This window comes from Nocardia sp. X0981 (genome assembly GCF_977089955.1).
This window is the reverse complement of record NZ_OZ372435.1, coordinates 180,226-201,526: the sequence shown is the minus strand read 5'-3', so window position 1 is coordinate 201,526 and position 21,301 is coordinate 180,226. Positions and strand designations below refer to the sequence as shown.

At 67.6% G+C, this 21,301-nt stretch carries 20 protein-coding genes; 14 read left to right on the top strand and 6 right to left on the bottom strand.

The window, feature by feature from the left end; translation table 11 throughout:
• Window positions 1–433: 433 nt before the first annotated feature.
• From manA to ACYR7D_RS00915, 6 genes are all read right to left on the bottom strand, one after another.
• Window positions 434–1,648: a mannose-6-phosphate isomerase, class I gene (gene manA / locus ACYR7D_RS00940; RefSeq protein ID WP_459547737.1), complete on the bottom strand. Its 1,215-nt coding sequence runs from the start codon at window positions 1,646–1,648 to the stop codon at window positions 434–436.
• Window positions 1,648–2,841 carry a tobH protein gene (locus tag ACYR7D_RS00935; protein ID WP_459547736.1) on the bottom strand — a complete coding sequence of 398 codons (1,194 nt, stop codon included), beginning with the start codon at window positions 2,839–2,841 and terminating at the stop codon, window positions 1,648–1,650. Before ACYR7D_RS00935 ends, manA begins: the two co-directional genes overlap by 1 nt.
• A gap of 114 nt (window positions 2,842–2,955) precedes the next feature.
• Window positions 2,956–4,332: a phosphomannomutase/phosphoglucomutase gene (locus tag ACYR7D_RS00930; RefSeq protein ID WP_459547735.1), complete on the bottom strand. Its 1,377-nt coding sequence runs from the start codon at window positions 4,330–4,332 to the stop codon at window positions 2,956–2,958.
• Between the two features lie 310 nt (window positions 4,333–4,642).
• Window positions 4,643–5,017 (bottom strand): DUF3499 domain-containing protein, encoded by a 375-nt coding sequence (locus ACYR7D_RS00925; RefSeq protein WP_459549956.1) that lies wholly within the window; start codon window positions 5,015–5,017, stop codon window positions 4,643–4,645.
• Window positions 5,018–5,174: 157 nt separating this feature from the next.
• Entirely contained in the window at window positions 5,175–5,654 is a 480-nt protein-coding gene (locus ACYR7D_RS00920; RefSeq protein ID WP_459547734.1) for a metallopeptidase family protein, read from the bottom strand.
• Between the two features lie 84 nt (window positions 5,655–5,738).
• A complete protein-coding gene (locus tag ACYR7D_RS00915; protein WP_084471558.1) occupies window positions 5,739–5,972 on the bottom strand; it encodes a WhiB family transcriptional regulator in 234 nt (77 codons plus the stop codon).
• 512 nt (window positions 5,973–6,484) lie between these two features.
• On the opposite strand from ACYR7D_RS00915, the gene cofD reads away from it, so the two are divergent.
• The 14 genes from cofD (at window position 6,485) to hpf (ending at window position 21,298) form a co-directional block, all read left to right on the top strand.
• A complete protein-coding gene (gene cofD / locus ACYR7D_RS00910) occupies window positions 6,485–7,483 on the top strand; it encodes a 2-phospho-L-lactate transferase (protein ID WP_459547733.1) in 999 nt (332 codons plus the stop codon).
• 29 nt (window positions 7,484–7,512) lie between these two features.
• Window positions 7,513–8,865 carry a coenzyme F420-0:L-glutamate ligase gene (locus ACYR7D_RS00905; protein ID WP_459549955.1) on the top strand — a complete coding sequence of 451 codons (1,353 nt, stop codon included), beginning with the start codon at window positions 7,513–7,515 and terminating at the stop codon, window positions 8,863–8,865.
• Complete coding sequence (locus tag ACYR7D_RS00900) at window positions 8,862–9,380, top strand: NUDIX hydrolase (protein WP_459547732.1); 519 nt, start codon at window positions 8,862–8,864, stop codon at window positions 9,378–9,380. The genes ACYR7D_RS00905 and ACYR7D_RS00900 overlap by 4 nt, the downstream gene beginning before the upstream one ends.
• A 210-nt stretch (window positions 9,381–9,590) precedes the next feature.
• Complete coding sequence (locus ACYR7D_RS00895; RefSeq protein WP_459547731.1) at window positions 9,591–10,820, top strand: alkane 1-monooxygenase; 1,230 nt, start codon at window positions 9,591–9,593, stop codon at window positions 10,818–10,820.
• Entirely contained in the window at window positions 10,817–10,990 is a 174-nt protein-coding gene (locus ACYR7D_RS00890; protein WP_459547730.1) for a rubredoxin, read from the top strand. Before ACYR7D_RS00895 ends, ACYR7D_RS00890 begins: the two co-directional genes overlap by 4 nt.
• Window positions 10,991–11,030: 40 nt before the next feature.
• Window positions 11,031–11,213, top strand: coding sequence for a rubredoxin (locus ACYR7D_RS00885; RefSeq protein ID WP_459547729.1), 183 nt, complete (start codon window positions 11,031–11,033; stop codon window positions 11,211–11,213).
• A 387-nt stretch (window positions 11,214–11,600) separates the two neighbouring features.
• A complete protein-coding gene (locus ACYR7D_RS00880) occupies window positions 11,601–12,908 on the top strand; it encodes an alkane 1-monooxygenase (protein WP_459547728.1) in 1,308 nt (435 codons plus the stop codon).
• The gene (gene ahcY, locus ACYR7D_RS00875; protein WP_459547727.1) at window positions 12,868–14,349 is read left to right on the top strand and encodes an adenosylhomocysteinase; all 1,482 of its coding nucleotides are present in this window, start codon (window positions 12,868–12,870) and stop codon (window positions 14,347–14,349) included. The genes ACYR7D_RS00880 and ahcY overlap by 41 nt, the downstream gene beginning before the upstream one ends.
• A gap of 138 nt (window positions 14,350–14,487) precedes the next feature.
• Window positions 14,488–15,225 (top strand): dTMP kinase, encoded by a 738-nt coding sequence (locus tag ACYR7D_RS00870; protein WP_459547726.1) that lies wholly within the window; start codon window positions 14,488–14,490, stop codon window positions 15,223–15,225.
• Window positions 15,226–15,238: 13 nt separating this feature from the next.
• Window positions 15,239–15,916 carry an MtrAB system response regulator MtrA gene (gene mtrA, locus ACYR7D_RS00865; RefSeq protein WP_459547725.1) on the top strand — a complete coding sequence of 226 codons (678 nt, stop codon included), beginning with the start codon at window positions 15,239–15,241 and terminating at the stop codon, window positions 15,914–15,916.
• 114 nt (window positions 15,917–16,030) lie between these two features.
• Window positions 16,031–17,908 (top strand): MtrAB system histidine kinase MtrB, encoded by a 1,878-nt coding sequence (gene mtrB / locus ACYR7D_RS00860; protein WP_459549954.1) that lies wholly within the window; start codon window positions 16,031–16,033, stop codon window positions 17,906–17,908.
• On the top strand, window positions 17,905–19,719 hold the full coding sequence (gene lpqB, locus ACYR7D_RS00855; protein ID WP_459547724.1) for an MtrAB system accessory lipoprotein LpqB: 1,815 nt from the start codon (window positions 17,905–17,907) through the stop codon (window positions 19,717–19,719). Before mtrB ends, lpqB begins: the two co-directional genes overlap by 4 nt.
• Before the next feature lie 44 nt (window positions 19,720–19,763).
• Window positions 19,764–20,396, top strand: coding sequence for a ComF family protein (locus ACYR7D_RS00850; RefSeq protein WP_459547723.1), 633 nt, complete (start codon window positions 19,764–19,766; stop codon window positions 20,394–20,396).
• A 236-nt stretch (window positions 20,397–20,632) separates the two neighbouring features.
• Window positions 20,633–21,298, top strand: a complete 666-nt coding sequence (gene hpf, locus ACYR7D_RS00845) for a ribosome hibernation-promoting factor, HPF/YfiA family (protein WP_459549953.1) — start codon at window positions 20,633–20,635, stop codon at window positions 21,296–21,298.
• Window positions 21,299–21,301: the final 3 nt, after the last annotated feature.

Sequence of the window (21,301 nt, the reverse complement as noted above, 5' to 3'; positions counted from 1 at the left end):
GTCGCTCGGTCGCTGCGCTCCCTCGCTCCGGACCCGAGACGGACCCCCGAACCATGAAACTGGACCGTCCGGAGAATGCGCAACAACGCCGCACGAACAGCTCGGCCGTTCGCGGTCGGCCGCGGCACCGAAGGCGCTCGACGGGACCGGTTCGAATCCGGCTGCCATGGGTGCTCGCCACACATCCTCGTCTCGTCGCCGGCGAACCCGGCCGGGTCGCGAACGACGGAAGAAGACTAACCGCACGGCCCCGGTCGCGCGCATCGGGGCGCAGCCCGCGCGCGGCTTCTCCCCTGTGCGGCGTCGTCGCGCTCGGCGACCGGAACCAGCTGCTCGGGCGACGGGGCCGGTGGCGCCCGTGCCTGCGTTCAGGCCGGCTTCGCCCTGCTCCCGCCGATGCCGCGGAAGTCCGCCGGGCGGGCAGCGATCGTCTTCACAACGATCCCACACAGGCGCAGAACAGGGTGGCCGGTCCATCGGCCGCCTGCGCGCGGATATCGGTATCGACGGCCGAAACCCATGCCGCGGCACCACGTTCCAATTTCAGCTGCGAACCACCGTCCAGTAGCCGGGCCGATCCGGCCGTGCACAGGACGATTCCCGGCCCCGCATCGGTGAGCGGTACCAGGGCCGAACCCTCGGTGAGATCGAAACGGCGCAGCGCGAACTCGGGCGCGGGCGTGGGATAGCGCACCGACCCGTCACCGGCGGGCTCGGGGAGCACCAGTGGTAGGTCGATGGGCTCGAAATCCAGCACCTTCAACAGTTCCGGCACATCGACATGCTTCGGCGTGAGCCCGCCGCGCAGCACATTGTCGGAGTTCGCCATGATCTCCACGGCGACACCGCGCAGATAGGCATGCAGATTGCCGGCGTCCAGGTACAGCCCCTGACCGGGCTGTAGCGTGATGCGGTTCAGCAGCAGCGCCGCCAACACCCCGGCATCACCCGGATAGCTTTCGGCCAGTTCGAGTGTGGTGCGTGCTTCGGCGGCGAATTCACGGTTCGCATTGGACAGATAGCGCACGCAGCCGTCGAGCACCATCGGCAGCAGGTTGTCCAGCACCGTGGGCGGCAGAGTTATCCAGCTGGTGAACAGTGTCCGCAGGCCGTCGGAATCGGGTTGCGCGGCCAGCAGATCCGCGTACTGCTCCAGCGCGGTGACCTCCAGCGCCCGGAACAGTTCCACGGTCCGCATCGGGTCACGGAATCCGGCGAGCGCCTCGAACCGTTCCAGCGCGACCACCAGCTCCGGCTTGTGACTGTCGTCCCGATAGTTGCGCATCGGGGAGTCCAGCGGTACCCCGTTGCGGTTCTCCCGGGCGAATCCCGCCTGCGCCTGAGCGGCGCTCGGATGAGCCTGCAAGGACAGCGGCTCCTCCGCGGCCAGGATCTTGAGCAGGAACGGCAGCCGGTCGCCGAATCGTCCGGCGGCTGCGCCGAGTTCGCGCCCGGGATGCGCCGCGACCACCTCCAGCAGCGACCGGGTGCCGCGTTCGGTGCGGATGTAGGCGGGATCCGCCGGATGGGCGCCGAACCACAGTTCGGCTTCCGGATGCGCCGAAGGGACCGGACGGCCGCAGAGTTCGGCGAGCGCGGTGCGGGAACCCCAAGCATACGAGCGCAGCGCACCCACGAGTTCGTGCACTAGTAGTGTCCCCCGTCGTAACTCTCGGGTTCGCCGGTGGTGACCCGCCGGCCGCCGATGAGGCGCAGGTAGGCCGCGGCCATCTCCCAGCGCAGCACCAGCACCGCGAGACGTGTCAGCTCGTTACCGGCGGGGCCCGGCGGGGCCGGTTCGGCCGATTCGGCCCGTGCCGGGTCGGGCGGGACCACCTCGAGTCCGGCGGTGATCAGATCGGCATCCACCGTGCCGCCCCCCGCACCGGCGAACACCGCGAGTTTGCGGCGCGCGGCCGGCACGTCGGAACCGGTACTGCACAGGAAAACCCGCTTCTTCTCGACCGGCGGGGGGCCGTCGAGTTGCTCGTCGTGGAACAGCGGATCGTAATCCGGCGCGGCTTCGGCCGCGGTACTCACCAGCCGCGGCAGGGCGGCCACCGCGACGGACAGATCCACCGCCGTGGCGGTGCGTCCCGCCGACTGCAGCAGTACCTCGGCCGCGTGGACCGCCAGCTCCGTGGTCGCCGGGGTGTCACCGGCCAGGATCAGCCCGCGTTGCTGGGTGCGGGCGGCCAGGTTCTTGGCAGGGTTGTGGAAGACCTCGTGCTGCGGCCCGTCGCGCAGCGCCTCGGTGTCCAGGGTGTCTGCCAGCTCGGCGAGTTCGGGTAGTACGGTTCCGCTGCGGCCGGGGTCGATCATCCGCAGTACCGCGATCCCGATACCGAAGTAGCGCAGCAACCGGTTGTCGTCCAGCACCGGAACGCGAGGTTCCAGCAGGGCGGCGCGCCCGGCCGCTGCGGCGCGCAGCGGGCCTTCGTCCGGTGCGGCCACCACCACTTCCGCGCCGCGCCGCAGCCCGCGGTCGACGGCGTCGATGAGGCGGGGATCGCCGGCGTCGTCTCCGGCGACCAGTACCACATCCAGCGGACCGGCCCAGGGCGGAACCGTGGTGGCCGGCACCAACGGCAGTCCGGCCCGGTCGCCGAGCGCGGCCACCAGCAGATTCGCGGCACGACTGGCCCGGCCCGGGCCGGACACCAGAAGCAGGCTCCGGGGGCGTAGACCGTCCAGCCGGACGAGCGCGTCCTCGGCCACGGCCGCCGCGGTGGCACGCACCTGGGCACCACCGGATGCGGCGGATCGGAGGGCGCCACCGGTATCGGCGGCCTCGAGCATTGCGGCATCGTCCAGATCGAGTACCGGGGTATCAGCGATCATCGGGCGTGGCACCTCCCCTCATCGCGCTGTTTTCGGTCTCGGCCGCCACCGCCCGGTCGTGGACACCGGGTCTGGAAACGGGCGAATCCACGGTGTGTATTTCCACTATTCCAGTCAGGCGCGGACGATGCGCAGGATCTCGGTCACGAGTGCGTCTACTTCTTCCGGGGACCGGGCTTCGACGTTGAGCCGCAACAGCGGTTCGGTATTGGAGGCTCGCAGGTTGAACCAGGCCTGGTCGGGTAGCTGTACGGTGACGCCGTCGAGACGGTCCACCGCCACGGCGCGGCCGGCGAACGCGTCGAGAACCGCGCCGGTACGCTGCGCGGCGTCGGCGACGGTCGAATTGATCTCCCCGGAGGCGGCGTACCCGGTGTAGGAGGCCATGAGTTCGGAAACGGGCCGTTCTTTCTCACCCAGCGCCGCCAGAACGTGCAGGGCGGCCAGCATCCCGGAGTCGGCGCCCCAGAAATCACGGAAGTAGTAGTGCGCGGAGTGCTCCCCGCCGAAAACCGCGCCCGTACTGGCCATGAGCTGTTTGATGAACGAATGCCCGACCCGGGAACGGACCGGATTACCGCCCAGTTCGGTCACCAATTCCGGCACCGACCGGGAAGTGATCAGATTGTGAATGATCGTGGCGCCCGGTTCCTTGGCGAGTTCCCGTTCCGCGACCAGAGCGGTGATGGCCGAGGGAGAAACCGGTTCGCCCTGTTCGTCCACCACGAAGCAGCGGTCGGCGTCGCCGTCGAAGGCCAGGCCGATATCGGCGCCCGATTCGCGGACCAGGGTCTGCAGATCGACCAGATTCTTCGGATCGAGCGGGTTGGCCTCGTGGTTGGGGAACGACCCGTCCAGTTCGAAATACAGCGGCACCACCGTCACCTGCGGCAATGCGCCCAGTACGGCGGGGACGGTATGCCCTCCCATGCCGTTACCGGCGTCCACGGCCACCTTCAGGGGCCGCGTATCGTCCAGCTTCACCAGCTCCCGGAGAAACGCGGCGTAGTCGGCGAGCAGGTCGATATCGGTGGCCGTACCGGGTTTGCCGTCGAAATCCGGCACACCGGCGACGAGTTCGTTGGCGATAACGGACAAACCGGTGTCCTGACCGACGGGCAGGGCCCGCGGCCGGCAGAGTTTGATCCCGTTGTAGCGGGCGGGGTTGTGGCTGGCGGTGAACATGGCGCCGGGGCAGTCCAGTTTCCCGGAGGCGAAGTACAGCTCGTCGGTGGATGCCAACCCGATGTGCACGACGTCGAGCCCCTGCGCGAGCACGCCCGCGGCGAAAGCCGCGACCAGCCGCGGCGAGGAGGCCCGCATATCGTGCCCGACAACGATGCGTCGCGCCTCCTCGGCCCGCATGAGCCGGGCGAATGCCGAACCGGTGTCCCGGACGAAGTCGGCGTCGAGTTGTTCCCCGACCACACCGCGGATGTCGTAGGCCTTGATCACCGCGTTCACGGACTCGGCAGAGCGGGCGACTGTCATGGCGACTACCCTAGTGCCCCCGCGTTATGGCTCCGACATGGTGTCTGGCCTTGTTCATGGCGCCGCCTTCGGCGTCGCGGGGCGAGGCCCCTGGGAACCCGGGTCTTCACTCCCACCGGTCGGTCGCTGCGCTCCCTTCCTCTGGTCGTTCCGGACCGGGGCGGGCCCCGGCCATGGATGGGGACCATTCGCAGGAGCGCGCGAGAGGTGCGGCGGTCCGGCTCTGTCTCGTGGCGGGGCGGCATTGTGGAAGGCGCGCTCGGTCGGAGGAGCGGCGCGCTTCCACGAGCCGGGGAGTGGCGGGAGCGGATCAGCCGGGTGGGTCGGGGAGGACCCGTAGGTGACCGCGGCGGCCGGTGCGGGTGGGGCGCGGGGGCGGGGTGTGCTCGCGATAGCCGCGTTGATCGGGTTCGGGGGGACGGCGGCGCAATCCGGCTTCTCGCACGGCTTCGGCGAGGGCGGTCAGATCGTCGTCGTCCGGGCTGGTCGCGAAGCCACCTTCGTGCCGGACCATATCCCACCCCTTGGGGGCGGTGATCCGGGACGCGTGGGTTCCGCAGAGGTCCCAGGAATGGGGTTCGGCCACCGTCGCCAACGGGCCCACCACGGCGGTGGAGTCCGAGTAGACATAGGTGAGCGTCGCGACGGCCGGATTCTTGCAGCCTGGTCGGCAGCAACGACGCATGGAGATCACGCCGATGAGCGTAACCCGCCGCGGGGTTACCAGGGGGCAGACACGCTCATGGATCCGGTCGTGCACGGCGCGTCGCGGTGTGATTCACGCCGCTTTCGGTATGTTCGCCCGATTTCGGGGAAAGTGGGCCCTCGAGGTTCCGGGCGGGCTATTCGGATTCCGGGTCGATCACATCCGGGTCGACCCCGAGATAGGTCGCGATCTGCTGCACCAATACTTCGCGCAGCAATTCCACCAGATCGTCCGGGTCGCCCGCGCGTAGTTCCAGGGGTTTGCGGAACAGCACCACGCGGGCCCGGATGGGAGTGCCGTGCCGGTCCACCCCGGCCGGGATGAGCCGGGACAGCGGGACCGGTCCGTCGGCGACCACCTCGTCCGGCCAGGTCACCGAATCGGGATGCAGGGGACGGATTTTCGGCACGTCGTCCACGGCGATATCGAGTTTGGTGAGCCGATCGTGCCAGCGCGTGTCCAGTGGTGCGAACGCCTCGAGGACGAGCCGGTCGAATTTCTGGCCGCGGGTACGCCAAGCGGGGACGGTCGGTGGCAGCATCGGGCCGCGCACTCCGCGTCCGCGACGGCTGACCGACCGGGCGGTCGGGGGTCTCCGGTGGCGGGATCGTGCCATGACACGAACGTTAGTCACCGGCGGCCGATCGCGACGGCCCGCCCCGGCCACCTGCTCCGGGGCGCACCGACGCGAGCGGTCTCGTCAGCCGATACCGCGCTTGAGGCGCCGGCGCTCCCGCTCCGACAGGCCGCCCCAGATCCCGAAGCGCTCGTCGTGCGCGAGTGCGTATTCCAAGCATTCGTCCCGCACCTCGCAGCCCAGGCAGATCCGCTTGGCCTCGCGTGTGGATCCGCCCTTCTCGGGAAAGAAGGCCTCCGGGTCCGTTTCCGCGCAGAGCGCGCGTTCCTGCCACTGTTCTTCGATGGAATCGAACATCTCGTCGAATCCGGTCACGATCAGGCTGAGCCGGGGAGTCGATTCTCGCTCGCTCCGGTCGCGATCGGTCCAGCCGTTGTCAGCAGCGACGCCTCCTGCTGCGCCTGCTGTGGAATCGGTTCGCGATACACCCACCGGAATGCCGGCCGGGGCCAGGTCGTCGGCCATCGCTCCGCCTCCTCACTGTGTGTTAGCGCAGAATGAATTCTTTCCGTCGATCCACACTCATACCGACGGCCAAACTCCGCGACGTTGTCTCGCGGACTTCCCCGTACCCGTCATTCCTACTCGAACATGCGTTCGAATTTCCGTCCACGCCTTGTACTTCCCGCGCGACCCGGAATGACATGTCTGTGATTAGACACGCCGCCTGTGCCGATGGTCAAGCCGCCGTCACTATTCCGTTACTATCCCGCGCGGCATTCCGAGTCGATCTTGTGACCTGATTAGCAAATGAGCGGCAAATATAGCGGAAGGTGCGCCATTTTCTCCGCGGCATAGTGTGTACAGATGTGACTTCACAACAAGCGGACACGGCACCCGGCAAAGGTCCTCGTATCACGGTCCTGGTCGGCGGAGTCGGTGGCGCGCGGTTCCTGCTCGGCGTCCGGGAGCTGCTGCCCGAAGCGGAGGTTTCCGCCATCGTCAATGTCGGCGACGACGTCTGGATGCACGGTCTGAGAATCTGCCCCGACCTCGATACCTGCATGTACACCCTCGGTGGGGGAATAGACCCGGAGCGCGGCTGGGGCCGGCTGGGGGAAACGTGGCACGCCAAGGAGGAGTTGGCGAAATATCATGTCCAGCCCGACTGGTTCGGACTGGGGGATCGAGATATAGCGACGCACCTGGTTCGCACCGAAATGTTACGCGCGGGGTATCCGCTGTCGGCGGTTACCGAAGCGCTGTGCAATCGTTGGCAGCCCGGCGTCAAACTGATCCCGGCAACCGATGATCGCTGTGAAACACATGTCGTTATCAGTGATCCGGACAACCCCAGCGAACGCCGCGCGATCCATTTCCAGGAGTGGTGGGTTCGGTATCGTGCGGACGTCCGAACTCACGGATTCGCCACAATCGGAGCGGATGACGCCAAACCCGCCCCGAATGTGACGGAAGTCATATCCGATGCAGATGTCGTATTACTTGCTCCTTCGAACCCCGTTGTGAGCGTGGGATCCATCCTCGCGGTGCCCGGAATCCGCGGTGCGCTGCGCACCACCGCCGCGCCCGTGATCGGTATCTCGCCGGTGATCGACGGTAAGCCGCTGCGCGGAATGGCCGACGAATGTCTCTCCGTGATCGGCGTGGAGACCAGCGCCGAGGCGGTCGGTCGTCACTACGGATCCCGTTCGGGCACCGGCATTCTCGACGGCTGGCTGATCCACACCACCGATACCGCCGAGATCCCCGGTGTGGACGTGCGCAGCGTCCCGTTGTTGATGACCGATCCGCCGACCACCGCCGAGATGGTGCGTGCGGCCCTCGAACTCGCGGGAGTGAAGCCGTGACCAGCGCGAAACCGGTTCCCGGACCGGCGATCTCCGAAACGGAGGTCACCGATCACGCGGCAGCGCAATTGCAGATACTGCCCATTCCCGGTCTGCCGGAATTCCGGCCCGGTGACGATATCGCCGAACATATCGCCGCCCGGGCACCTTGGCTCGCCGACGGTGACGTTCTCGTGGTCACGAGCAAGATCGTCGCCAAGGCCGAGGGCCGTATCGTCGCGGCACCGGCCGACCCCGAGCAGCGTGACGCGACGCGGCGCCGGCTCGTCGAAGAGGAGGCGGTGCGCGTGGTGGCCCGCCGGGGCCGCACCCTGATCACGGAGAACCGCCTGGGCATCGTGCAGGCCGCATCCGGGGTGGACGGGTCCAACGTGGAGGGTGACGAGCTGGTGCTGTTACCGGCCGATCCCGACGGGAGTGCCAAGGGCCTGCGTTCGGCGCTGGCCACCCGTCTCGGCGTGAACGTCGCGGTGATCATCACCGACACCATGGGCCGTGCCTGGCGTAACGGTCAGACGGATGTGGCCATCGGGTCCGCGGGATTGCCTGTGCTCTACGACTATTCGGGGACAGTCGACGGACAGGGCAACGAGCTCCAGGTCACCCAGGTGGCGATCGCGGACGAACTGGCCGCCGCGGCCGACCTGGTGAAGGGGAAACTCGGCGGATTGCCGGTGGCGGTGGTACGCGGGCTGACACCGGCCGACGACGGGTCGGCAGCGGCCGATCTAGTGCGCTCCGGTTCCGAGGACCTGTTCTGGCTCGGTACCGCCGAGGCGATCGCGCGCGGCCGGGCGGAGGCGGTGCTGCTGCGGCGCTCGATCCGGACCTTCGCACCCGACCCGGTGGATCCGGAACTGATCCGGGCGGCCACCGCGGTGGCGCTCACCGCGCCCGCGCCGCACCACACCCATCCGGTGCGTTTCGTCTGGCTGCGGGACCGCGCCCGCCGGGAGCGGTTGCTCACGGCCATGGCCGACAAGTGGCGCGCGGATCTGACCGCCGACGGGTTGGACGCCGAACGGGTGCAGCGCCGGGTGAACCGGGGCCGCATCCTGTTCGACGCCCCGGAGGTGATCATCCCGTTCTGTGTCCCCGATGGTGCGCACGACTACCCCGACGAGCGGCGCCGTGCCGCCGAGCGCACCATGTTCACCGTCGCGGTGGGGGCCGCGGTCCAGGGGCTGCTGGTGGCACTGGCCACCCAGGGCCTGGGTAGTTGCTGGATCGGATCCACGATCTTCGCTCCGGAGATCACCCGCGAGGTGCTCGGGCTCGATGCGGAGTGGAATCCGCTCGGCGCTGTCGCCGTGGGGTATCCCACCGAGGAGCTGACGCCGCGCGCGCCCCGTGACCCCGATTCGGGGTTGGTGGAACTGTGAGTGCCGAATCGTTGCGCGCGTCGGCGACCGAACTGCTCACCGCCTGGAAGCCGGAGCCCGGGTCCGAGGCTTCCCTGCGGGAGGCGATGCTCGCCTTTCTCGGCTCGGCGCCGCGCGGGTGTCTGCGGGAGCACGAACCCGGTCATATCACCGCGTCCGCGCTGGTGTTCTCCCACGACGGCCGGGAGATCCTGCTGACCCTCCATCCGCGCGTGGGTCGCTGGATCCAGCTCGGTGGCCACTGTGAGGAGACCGACGAGACGGTGGCCGCGGCCGCGTTGCGTGAGGCCACCGAGGAGTCCGGTATCGCGGGCCTGCGGCTGGAACCCGGACTCCACGGTGCCCAGGCTCACCCGATCACCTGTTCGCTCGGTGTGCCGACCCGTCACCTGGACCTGCTGTTCCGGGTGACGGCCCCGCCGGGGGCGGTGCCGGTGCGCAGTGCGGAGTCCACCGATCTGCGGTGGTGGCCGGTGGACGGCCTGCCGTCGGACACGGATATAACGATCCGCTGACGACCCCGCCGCTCGGCCCGGTCCGGCCGAGCGGCGGCACCGACTCGTGACCTTCCTTCCGCAGGGCCGCGGCGCGGGATAGCATCTGTGCCGAGGTTCTTCGTAATTTCACGAATCCATAAAGCTCCCCATTGGAAGTTTCTTCTCCGCCTACTGTCGTAGAGACTGTTCGCGCACGGCACAGTGCGTCGGCTCGAGGAGGAGACAGCGATGTCTGCCCAGTCGAACGAACCGGACGCGCCCGCATCCCGGCGCGCTCCCAAGCGGTACCTGTGGTTGTGGGGCCTGTTCGCGCCCACGGGAGTCTTCACCATCGGGCTGCCCATGGCCTGGCTGTTCAGTACGGTGGGCTGGCCCGGGTTCGTGCATGTCGCTTTCTGGCTCGGTCCGATCCTGCTGTACCTCGTCATCCCGCTCGCCGACCTGGTCTTCGGTCCCGATGGGTCCAACCCACCCGAGGAGATCCTGGCGGCGATGGAGAACGACAGGTACTACCGTTACCTCACCTACCTCTATCTGCCGTGCCAGTACGCCACGCTGCTCGTGGCCTGTTTCCTGATCACCGCGGACCATCTGCCCGGACTCGAGGGCGGGTTACACCTGGTCGACAAGATCGGGCTGGCCCTCACGGTCGGTGTGATCGGCGGGATCGGGATCAATACCGCTCATGAACTGGGGCACAAGAAGGTCGGCCTGGAGCGCCGCCTGTCCAGGATCGCGCTGGCGCAGACCGCGTACGGCCACTTCTACATCGAGCACAATCGCGGCCATCACGTGCGGGTCGCCACTCCCGAGGATCCGGCCAGCGCCCGGTTCGGGGAGAGTTTCTGGGCGTTCTGGCCGCGCTCGGTCCGGGGTGGCCTGGTGTCGGCCTGGGAGCTGGAGCGTACGCGGTTGCGGCGCCTGGGTTCGGGCCCGTGGAGCCGCCACAACGATGTGCTGACCTCCTGGTTGCTGACGGTGCTACTGTTCGGCGGTCTGATCGCGGTGTTCGGCCCGGAACTGCTGCCGTATCTGCTTCTGCAGGCGGTGATGGGGTTCAGTCTGCTGGAGTCGGTGAACTATCTGGAACACTACGGACTGGCCCGGGAGCGCACTGCGTCCGGGCGATACGAGCGTCCCGCGCCGACCCACAGCTGGAACAGCGATCATCTGGTCACCAATATCTTTCTTTATCACCTCCAGCGGCACAGCGACCATCACGCCTTCCCGACTCGCCGCTACCAGGTACTGCGTAATTGGGAGCAGGCCCCGGAGCTACCCAGCGGGTACGCCGGAATGATCCTGCTCGCCTATATTCCGCCGCTGTGGCGGCGGGTGATGGACAAGCGGGTGCTAGCGCATTACGACGGCGATATCACCCGGGCAAATATCCATCCGCCGGTCCGGGACCGAGTGCTGGCCCGGTACGGCGTGGCCAAGGCGGGAGCAGCCGAATGAGTGCCTATCGTTGTCCGGTATGTGACTACGTCTACGACGAGACCGAGGGAGCGCCGCACGAGGGGTTCCCCCCGGGAACGCTCTGGCGGACGGTGCCCGACGACTGGTGCTGTCCGGACTGCGCGGTCCGGGAGAAGGTCGATTTCGAGCCGGTGTCCGTCCGGAGCTGATACCGCGGGCGGCGCCGTCGAGGTGAAAGGCCGGTTCTTCATGAGTGAATACAGGCTGTACAGATGTGCCCAGTGCGGTTTCGAATACGACGAGGCCGAGGGCTGGCCCGAGGACGGTATCGCGCCCGGTACGCGCTGGGTGGATATTCCGGACGACTGGGCCTGCCCGGACTGCGGGGCGGCCAAGGCGGATTTCTTCATGGTGGAAATCGAGCGGACATGAATTTCGGCGCCGTGCTCCGGCCCGCGGGGCCGGTCGTCGCATCCGGTCGAGAAGAACCCGGTTTCGCGGCGGCTGCCACCACGGCGCCCGTGGCAGGATCGGAACCCGGCCGGACTCGCGCCGGAATCCCGGCCCGATCGCGATCACCCGGTATGGTTGCGAAGTGTTCGCCTGCCGGAGGGAAACCGGGCATTTTCCGGATCTGTCTCGTGAAACGCCGGTAGCTGGTTGTGAGCAAGAGGTTTGCTGGAGTGTCGCACCGGTCTCCGATAGGGTTCCGTCTTGTAACGGTTACCACGCTCGGGCCGAACAACGGCGCAATGGAGACGCGGGGTCTGTAAATATGTAGGCCGCTGCAAGTTCGGTATTCATAAAACGAGGGCAAACGTGCAACTGGTTGGCAAGTCGGCCGGGGCGGCCGATCCCAAACGCCATCTGTGGATTCTCGGGCTGATCGCCCCGGCTTGTGCGCTGCTGCCCTCTCAGCTGGTGCTGCACACCGGCCTCGAGGTGTTCTGGTGGATCGGGCCGATCATGGTGCTGGTGATCATCCCGCTGCTGGACGTGCTGATCGGCGACGACGGCACCAATCCGCGCGAGGAGGACTACGAGGCCCTGTCCAACGACCGCTACTACCGCTGGTGCACCTATCTCTTCCTGCCCATCCAGCTGATCGGGCTCACGCTCGCCGGCTACCTGTGGGCCGGCAGCGAACTGAGTGTGGTCGACAAGATCGGTCTCGCCACCACGCTGGGGCTGGTCTCCGGGATCGGGATCAACGCCGCCCATGAGCTCGGACACCGGGTGGAACGCCTGGAACGGTGGCTGGCCAAGATCGCGCTCGCGCAATCCGGGTACGGCCACTTCTTCGTCGAACACAATCGCGGCCATCACGTACGGGTCGCCACCCCCGAGGACCCGGCCAGCGGCCGGTTCGGCGAAAGCCTGTGGGAATTCCTGCCGCGCAGTGTGGTCGGCGGCTTCCGCTCCGCGATCGTGCTCGAACGACAGCGGCTGAACCGGGCCGGGAGCGGCTGGTGGAGCCCGCGCAACAACATCCTGCAGGCATGGTCGATGACCGTGGTGCTCTTCGGGGCGCTGATGCTGGTGTTCGGCTGGCAGATCCTGCCGTATCTGCTCCTGCAAGCGGCCCTGGGTGCCGGTCTGCTGGAAACCGTCAATTACATCGAGCACTACGGGCTGCTGCGTGAACGCCGCCCCGACGGCCGGTACCGCCGGTGCACTCCGCGCGACAGCTGGAACAGCGACCGGCTCGTCACCAATATCTTCCTGTTCCATCTGCAGCGGCACAGCGATCACCACGCCAACCCCGGCCGCCGTTACCAGACGCTGCGCAGCTCGAACGAGGCGCCGCAACTGCCCGCCGGGTACGCGGCCATGGTGGTTCTCGCCGTGATACCACCCCTGTGGCGGCGGGTGATGGACAAGCGGGTGATCGCCCACTACGACGGCGATCTCACCCGGGCCAACCTCGCACCCCGGGTGCGGCGGCGAATGACAGCGTCCGGCCGGGCGCCGCGCGCAGCCGGACGAGGCGGCCCACCGCGCCTACCGGCACAGCCGCACCACAGCATGCCCGCACCGACTAGCCTTGCGATCGAGACCGATACCGAGAGAAGGCTGATCCACGCTGATGACGACCTCAGAACTGCCTCGCACATCGCTGAGCACTGATACCCGCAACGGCATCGAATACAAGGTCGCGGATCTGTCGCTGGCCGAGTTCGGCCGCAAGGAGATCCGGCTGGCCGAGCACGAGATGCCGGGACTGATGGCCCTGCGCCGCGAGTACGCCGATGTCGCGCCGTTGAAGGGCGCCCGGATCTCCGGTTCGCTGCATATGACCGTCCAGACCGCCGTCCTGATCGAAACCCTCACCGCGCTGGGTGCGCAGGTGCGGTGGGCCTCCTGCAATATCTTCTCCACCCAGGATCACGCCGCCGCGGCCGTGGTGGTCGGTCCGCACGGCACCGTCGACGCGCCGCAGGGCACCCCGGTCTTCGCCTGGAAGGGCGAAACGCTGGAGGAGTACTGGTGGGCCGCCGAACAGATGCTCACCTGGCCCGGCGAACCGGCCAATATGATCCTCGACGACGGCGGTGACGCCACCATGCTCGTACTGCGGGGAGCGCAGTTCGAGAAGGCCGGTGTGGTGCCGCCGCCCGACGCGGACCATTCCGCCGAGTACACGGTTTTCCTGAACCTGCTGCGTGAACGGTTCGCCACCGACAAGGGCAAGTGGACGGCGATCGCCGAGAGCGTCAAGGGCGTCACCGAGGAGACCACGACCGGCGTGCTGCGGCTGTACCAGTTCGCGGCAGCCGGGGAACTCACCTTCCCGGCGATCAACGTCAACGATTCGGTGACCAAGTCGAAGTTCGACAACAAGTACGGCACCCGGCATTCGCTGATCGATGGCATCAACCGCGGCACCGATGTCCTCATCGGCGGCAAGAAGGTGCTGATCTGTGGTTACGGCGACGTCGGTAAGGGCTGCGCGGAATCGCTCGCCGGGCAGGGCGCCCGGGTCCAGGTCACCGAGATCGACCCCATCAACGCGCTGCAGGCGCTGATGGACGGTTTCGACGTGGTCACCGTGGAACAGGCGATCGGTGACGCGGATATCGTCATCACCTCGACCGGTAACAAGGACATCATCACCCTCGACCATATGCGGGCGATGAAGGATCAGGCCATTCTCGGGAACATCGGCCATTTCGACAACGAAATCGATATGGCGGCCCTGGAGCGCTCCGGCGCGACCAAGTTGAATATCAAACCACAGGTCGACCTGTGGACCTTCGGTGATTCCGGAAAGTCCATCATCGTGCTGTCGGAGGGTCGCCTGCTCAACCTCGGTAACGCCACCGGTCATCCCTCGTTCGTGATGAGCAACAGCTTCTCCAACCAGGTGATCGCCCAGATCGAACTGTGGACCAAGCCCGAGCAGTACGACAACGAGGTCTACCGCCTGCCCAAGGTGCTCGACGAGAAGGTCGCCCGGATCCACGTGGAGGCGCTGGGTGGCACCCTGACCAAACTCACCAAGGAGCAGGCCGAGTACATCAATGTCGATGTCGAGGGCCCGTACAAGCCGGAGCACTACCGGTACTGAACCACTCGCCCGCGCGGAGGTCGCCGGCGTCGGAAGACATCGGCGGCCTCCGTTGTGGCGCAGCGGTCTTCGGGCCCGCGGCGCTGCGTCGGCGAAGCGATGCGAGGGTACGCGCACCACGGAGTATTCTGCCTGGATATGGGAGTGTTGATAGCCATCGAGGGCCTCGACGGCGCGGGTAAACGCACGTTGATCGGTGAGCTGGTGGCTGCGCTCGAACAGCGTGGGCTCCGCGTTGGCACCCTGGCTTTCCCCCGGTACGGCAGATCGGTGCACGCGGATCTGGCCGCCGAGGCGCTGCGCGGCGCGCACGGCGATCTCGCGGCCTCGGTGAACGCCATGGCCCTCCTGTTCGCGCTGGACCGGGCCGATGCCGCGGACGAATTGGCGAAACTCCTGGCCGGCAACGATCTGGTGATACTGGATCGATATGTGGCCTCCAATGCCGCCTACAACGCCGCACGGATGGGCCGATCGGCAGATGGGGAAATCGTGCGATGGGTGGGGGAATTGGAATTCGGCAGGTTCGGGCTACCGGTGCCGCGGGTCCAATTGCTGTTGGACGTTCCGGTCGATGTCGCCGTCGAACGTGCCCGTCGTCGTGGCGAACTCGACGAGAGCCGGGCGCTGGACGCCTATGAGCGCGACGGTGGATTACAGGAACGTACCGCCGCGGTGTACCGTGATCTTGCTCGGCGTGATTGGTATGGAACCTGGTGGGTTTTCCGATCCACCGGAGAAGGTCCCGGCCGGCCCGCCGACGATATGAACGATTTGGCCGTGCGGCTCGCCGCGTTGGTCGCTGATCAGTGTTGGAAATCCGGCGGGAACCCGCCACTGTGTGGCGTGGCGGCCCGTTACTGGCCCGGGAGATGACAACATAGTAACTATGAAGCCGAAGATTCTGGTCGTCGACGACGATATGGCGCTCGCGGAGATGCTCACCATCGTCCTGCGGGGGGAAGGTTTCGAGCCGCACGTGGTCGGCGACGGCACCCAGGCACTGTCGGCGGTCCGTGAGATCCGGCCCGACCTGGTGCTCCTCGACCTCATGCTGCCGGGAATGAACGGTATCGATGTGTGCCGGGTGTTGCGCGCCGATTCCGGTGTGCCGATCGTGATGCTCACCGCCAAAACCGACACCGTCGATGTCGTACTCGGTCTGGAGTCGGGAGCCGACGATTACATCGTCAAACCGTTCAAACCGAAAGAACTGGTGGCCCGGGTGCGGGCGCGGCTGCGCCGCACCGAAGAGGAACCGGCGGAACTGCTGAACATCGCCGATATCGTGATCGACGTTCCGGCGCACAAGGTCACCCGCGAGGGGGCGCAGATTTCGCTCACGCCGCTGGAGTTCGATCTGCTCGTGGCGCTGGCCCGCAAGCCCCGGCAGGTGTTCACCCGTGAGGTACTGCTGGAACAGGTCTGGGGGTACCGGCACGCGGCCGATACCCGATTGGTCAACGTCCACGTGCAGCGGTTGCGGGCCAAGGTCGAGAAAGATCCGGAGAATCCGGAGATCGTCCTGACCGTCCGCGGTGTGGGGTACAAGGCCGGACCGCCGTGATCCGGTCCGAGTTGTCGCGAGCCCGGAGGCGGTAACTTGCGCGACCACGAAGGGTCTCGCGCGGCTCCGGACTCCGTGGAGGCCGGGCGGCTGGCCGACGTACGTAAGGCGCTGGTGCCTGTCGACCGATGGTTCCAGCATGTCGGCACATCGCTGAGCTTGCTCTGGCGGCGTTCCCTGCAGTTACGGGTCATCGTGTCGACACTGACCCTGTCGCTGATCGTCATCACGGTGCTGGGCGTGGTGCTGACCAGTCAGATCACCGACCGTCTCCTCGACGCCAAGATCAGTGCCGGTGTCGAGGAGATGGATCGCGTCCGCAACACCGTGGAGGGCCAGCTCGCCGGTGTCAGTGACCTCACGAGCCAGCAGCAGCGGCTCATCGACGCTCGCGATTCGCTGTCGAACCGGCGCGATTCCAGCCGCTCCAGTGATGCGGCGGGCAGCTTCGACGCGGCGCTGAGCATGATCGGCGGGACCCCGCAGCAGGTGATCCCCGCGGGCCCGATCCAGGAGGTACCGGATTCGCTGCGCCGCTTCGTGCAGCGCAACCAGGTGAGCTATCAGTTCGCCACGGTGGCGGATCCGGACGGTTACCAGGGCCGGGCACTGATCATCGGCAGTCCCAGCGCCGAGGTGCCCACCCTGGAGATCTATCTGATCTTCCCGTTGGGCAACGAGGAACGCAGCCTGGCGCTGATGCGCGGGACGATGCTGGTCGGCGGGGTGGTGTTGCTGATCCTGCTGGCCGCCATCACCGCGCTGGTCACCAGGCAGGTGGTGCTGCCCATCCGCTCCGCCGCGCGGATCGCCGGACGGTTCGCCGACGGCCGGCTCAAGGAACGGATGCTGGTACGCGGCGACGACGATATCGCCCGGCTGGCCAAGGCGTTCAACGAGATGGCCGAGAGCCTGTCCAACCAGATCAACCAGCTCGAAGAGTTCGGTAACCTGCAACGCCGGTTCACCTCCGATGTCAGCCACGAATTGCGGACCCCGCTGACCACGGTGCGGATGGCCGCGGATCTGATCCACGGCAGCAGCGACGATCTGGATCCGGCCCTGGCCCGCAGCGCGGAACTGCTGGTGACCGAACTGGACCGGTTCGAGGGCCTGCTCAACGATCTGCTGGAGATCTCCCGCCACGACGCCGGAGTCGCCGAACTCCAGGTGGAATCGCTGGACGTACGCATGTGCGTGCGGGCGGCCATCTCCACCGTGCGGCACCTGGCGCGTGATGCCGGTGTCGAGGTCGTCATCGATCTACCCGAGGAACCGGTGGTGGCCGAGGTCGACCCGCGCCGGGTGGAACGGGTCCTGCGCAATCTGCTCGCCAACGCCATCGACCACAGCGAGGGCAAACCGGTACTCATCCGGATGCGCGGTGATACCGAGGCCAACGCTCTCGCGGTGGTGGTGCGCGACCAGGGGGTCGGGCTGCGACCGGGGGAGGAGAAGCTGGTGTTCAGCCGGTTCTGGCGCTCGGATCCCTCGCGGATGCGCCGATCCGGCGGTACCGGCCTCGGGTTGTCGATCAGCGTGGAGGACGCGAATCTGCACGACGGGAAACTCGAGGCGTGGGGCCGGCCCGGTGTCGGCGCCAGTTTCCGGCTGACGCTGCCGCTGGTGCGGGGACAGAAACTCGGTAAGAGCCCGCTGCCGCTGGAACCGGGTATGCGGCGGGCGCCGCGCCGCCCGCACACCGATGAACAGAGCGCCGCGGAGCTGGGCCCGCCGGTCAGCGAGACAGAACCCTGGGCTCCCCGGAGAACGGAGCCGGCGGAATCGGAGCCGGCCGCCGGGCCCGATCCGGAGGCCACGGCGGGCGCCGCGAAGGACGCGGCGGCACCGGGGTCCGAAGCCGTCCCCGGCTCCTCTCCGGCCGCCGGGGAGTCCGGCGCCGGACCGGTCGACAACCCGCGGAGCGTGGACGGCATCGAGTCCCCCGCCGAAGGGCATGTGTTCACCGACAGCGGAGACCAGAAATCATGACCGTGCGCCCCGGACACCCCCGATGGTTACGGCTGTTCACCGTGCTCGCCGCTGTCGTGGCGCTGGTGGCCGTGGGAGGTTGTGCGAACCTGCCCGATTCCTCCCAGCCCCAGGCGCTCGGCACCATCGAACAGGAACCCGAGGCCGAGGGCCCGCCGCCGCCCACCGAAGGCCGCGACCCGGACCTGCTGCTGGGTGATTTCCTGAAGGCCACCGCCGACCCCGCCGACGGCCACCTCGCCGCCCGCCAGTACATGACCCCCGCCGCATCCACCCAGTGGAACGACACCGAGTCCTCGGTGATCGTCGAACGGGCCGATACGTTGCGGGAGTCGCGCAGCGAGAACGAGGCCACCTATGTGCTGCGCGCCAGGAAGGTCGGGGAGCTCGCCGCCGACGGCTCCTATCACGCGGTCGACGGGATCATCGAGCACAAGATCGAGATGACCCGTGTCGAGGGGGAATGGCGTATCGATGAGCTGCCGGACGGTGTCGTGATGGAGTACAGCGCGTTCAGCCGGTCCTACCGGCGGCACGCCCTGTACTTCGTGACCTCGGACGGGCGGCATGTGGTACCCGATCTGCGCTGGGTCTCGGTACGACCGGATGAGCTGACACAGCGTCTGGTGGAGATGCTGATGGCCGGGCCGCAACCGCATATCGCCCCGGTCGTGCGCAACTATCTCGGCTCTCCGGTCGCCCTGCGCGGCCGGATCACCAAGGCCAACGGCGATCCGGTGGGTGTCGGGGTGGGCCTGGGCGGTGTGCGGCTCGATTTCAGCGGCGTCGGCGACCTGAGTCCCCGGGACCGCGAACTGTTCGCTGCCCAGATCGTGCTCACGCTGTCCGGCGCCGATGTGCTCGGCCCCTACCGGGTGCTCGACGAGGGGCAGCCGCTGGACGAACGCTTCGCCGGAATCGGCTGGTCGCTCGAGGATCTGGGCGCCATCGGGGCGTCGCTGCGGCCGGACCCGCGTATCGGACTGCACGCCCTGCGCGACGGGACACTGGTCAAGGTCGAGGACAACGCCGCGCCGGCACCGGCTCCGGGATACTTCGGAGCGGTGCAGAACCTGCAGTCGGTGGGGTTGTCCCCGGGCGGTGAGCTGGTGGCGGCGGTCGCCGACGCGGGCCGGCAGCCGCCGCAGCCGCAGCGCACCCTGATGGTGGGCACCTATGGAGGTAATGCCTTCCCGGTGGCCGAGGGCGGCGCCATCACCCGCCCGTCCTGGAACGCCGACGGTAGCGCGGCCTGGGCCGTGATCGACGGTAGCCGGGTCATCCGCGCCGTGACGAACCGGGAAACCGGGACGGTATCGGTACAGGAGGTCGATACCGCTCAGCTGTTCACCACCGATACCGGCCCGGCTCTGGAAGGACCCATCACCGAACTCAGGATTTCCCGCAACGGGGTCGGCGTCGCACTCATCGCCGACGGCAAGGTGTACGTCGCCATGGTGCAGCGCCGCCCGGACGGTAATTTCGCGCTCACCTCGCCGCGGCAGATCGCGATCGAACTCAGTACCGACGCGACCTCCCTCGACTGGTTCAGCGACGATACGATCATTCTCACCAGCGGCGGCAATGTGGACCCCGTGCGCACGGTGAAAATCGATGGTTCCGGTATGGCTTCGCTCGGTGCCCGTAACCTGACCCCGCCGGTTCGTCAGGTCACCGCTTCACTCGAACGCCAGTACGTCGCCGATTCGCGGGCGGTACTGGAATTCACCCGCACCCCCGAGGGCGGCGACCCCTACTGGCGTGAGGTTCCCGGCTTGGGCGCGGACGCCGCACCGATACTTCCCGGCTGAGTCCCCCGCTTCCCGTGTCGGTGCCCGGCGGCACACTCCCGGGTATGCGGACACTGCTGGATCTGGTCGTGCCGTCCGAATGCGCGGGCTGCCGCGGCCGGGGAACATCGTGGTGCGCGCCCTGCGCACGCAGCCTGACCGGTCCACCGGTCCGGGTGCACCCGCGGGTCGACCCGGGGGTGCCGTGCTGGGCGCTGAGCCCGTACCGTGGCCCGGCGCGGCAGGCCGTACTCGCGGCGAAGGAACGGGGACGCCGCGATCTGGCCCGGCCGCTGGGGCAGGCATGGGCCGCCGGACTGGCCGAGTTGCGAGCGCCCGGAACGCCCCTGATACTCGTGCCCGCGCCGAGCCGGCGGGCGGCGGCCCGGCGTCGCGGCGGCGACCCGGTGCTGCGGTGCGCGCGGGTGGCGGCCGGATCGCTGAACGATTGCCACGTGCTGCCGTGTCTGCGAGTCTGGTGGGGAGTCCGTGATTCGGCGGGTCTGCCGGCGCGGATGCGCTACCGCAATCTCAACGGCCGGGTGCATGCCGCGCCCTTACCCCGCCGGGCTGTGAACGCGCAGGTCGTCCTGGTCGACGATGTGCTCACCACGGGTACCACCGCGCGCGCGTGCGCGCGTGCCCTGGCGGCCGCCGGTGCACACCTCGATGGCGTATTGGTGACCTGTTCGGCGTGAATCCGGGAAATTCGCGGTGAACAGTGGCGAACCTCCGATCCGCGTACTAGCGTCGCGTTCACACACCCCGTTCCGGGAGTTTGGAGGTGGGCCTCGGACCAAGTGCCGGCCGACTGATCAGACGTGGCCGGCGCTGTTTCATCCCGCCGCATACGTCGGAAGTGTGCGGCCAGATCCGGGAGGTACGCGTGACGACATCTTCACGACCTTCAGTTCAGGACACAGCCCCTACGCAGCTGGACGATCAGCTCGACCGACCACAGGAGACCCGCGCGGATATCGTGGTCAAGGGCCGCAATGTCGAGGTCCCCGACCATTTCCGAATCTATGTGTCGGAGAAGCTGTCCCGGCTCGAACGCTTCGACCCGTCGATCTTCCTGTTCGACGTGGAACTCTTCCACGAACGGAATCGTCGTCAGCGTAAGAACTGTCAGCGGGTGGAGATCACCGCGCGGGGCAAGGGCCCGGTCGTCCGTGCCGAGGCATGCGCGGACAGTTTCTACGCCGCTTTCGAGGCGGTCACGGCCAAACTGGAGAGCCGCCTGCGCCGCACCAAGGACCGCCGCCGCGTGCACTACGGGGAGAAGACCCCGGTCTCGGTGCACGACGCCACCGCGGAACTGGTGGACGAGTCGCTGGCCGGCGAGCTCTCCCCCCATGATCATTCGCGGCACACCGCGAAGCGATCGGATTTCGCGGCCGATTACCCCGAATACGAGGGTCCCGGCCATATCGTGCGAACCAAGGTTCACCCGGCCGTTCCGATGACCGTCGACGACGCGCTCTACCAGATGGAACTGGTCGGCCATGATTTCTTCCTGTTCCAGGACAAGGAAACCGATCGCCCGTCGGTGGTGTACCGTCGGCACGCCTTCGATTACGGCCTGATCAGGCTCGCCTAGTCG

Bases quoted from the DNA above. Each gene is read 5' to 3' on its own strand.
- ACYR7D_RS00930 (WP_459547735.1), bottom strand. From the start codon at position 4,332: ATGACAGTCGCCCGCTCTGCCGAGTCCGTGAACGCGGTGATCAAGGCC.
- ACYR7D_RS00850 (WP_459547723.1), top strand. From the start codon at position 19,764: ATGCGGACACTGCTGGATCTGGTCGTGCCGTCCGAATGCGCGGGCTGC.
- ACYR7D_RS00895 (WP_459547731.1), top strand. From the start codon at position 9,591: ATGTCTGCCCAGTCGAACGAACCGGACGCGCCCGCATCCCGGCGCGCT.
- ACYR7D_RS00920 (WP_459547734.1), bottom strand. From the start codon at position 5,654: ATGGCACGATCCCGCCACCGGAGACCCCCGACCGCCCGGTCGGTCAGC.
- ACYR7D_RS00870 (WP_459547726.1), top strand. From the start codon at position 14,488: ATGGGAGTGTTGATAGCCATCGAGGGCCTCGACGGCGCGGGTAAACGC.
- ACYR7D_RS00935 (WP_459547736.1), bottom strand. From the start codon at position 2,841: ATGATCGCTGATACCCCGGTACTCGATCTGGACGATGCCGCAATGCTC.
- ahcY (WP_459547727.1), top strand. From the start codon at position 12,868: ATGACGACCTCAGAACTGCCTCGCACATCGCTGAGCACTGATACCCGC.
- lpqB (WP_459547724.1), top strand. From the start codon at position 17,905: ATGACCGTGCGCCCCGGACACCCCCGATGGTTACGGCTGTTCACCGTG.
- ACYR7D_RS00915 (WP_084471558.1), bottom strand. From the start codon at position 5,972: ATGTTCGATTCCATCGAAGAACAGTGGCAGGAACGCGCGCTCTGCGCG.
- ACYR7D_RS00890 (WP_459547730.1), top strand. From the start codon at position 10,817: ATGAGTGCCTATCGTTGTCCGGTATGTGACTACGTCTACGACGAGACC.
- ACYR7D_RS00885 (WP_459547729.1), top strand. From the start codon at position 11,031: ATGAGTGAATACAGGCTGTACAGATGTGCCCAGTGCGGTTTCGAATAC.
- mtrA (WP_459547725.1), top strand. From the start codon at position 15,239: ATGAAGCCGAAGATTCTGGTCGTCGACGACGATATGGCGCTCGCGGAG.
- ACYR7D_RS00925 (WP_459549956.1), bottom strand. From the start codon at position 5,017: ATGCGTCGTTGCTGCCGACCAGGCTGCAAGAATCCGGCCGTCGCGACG.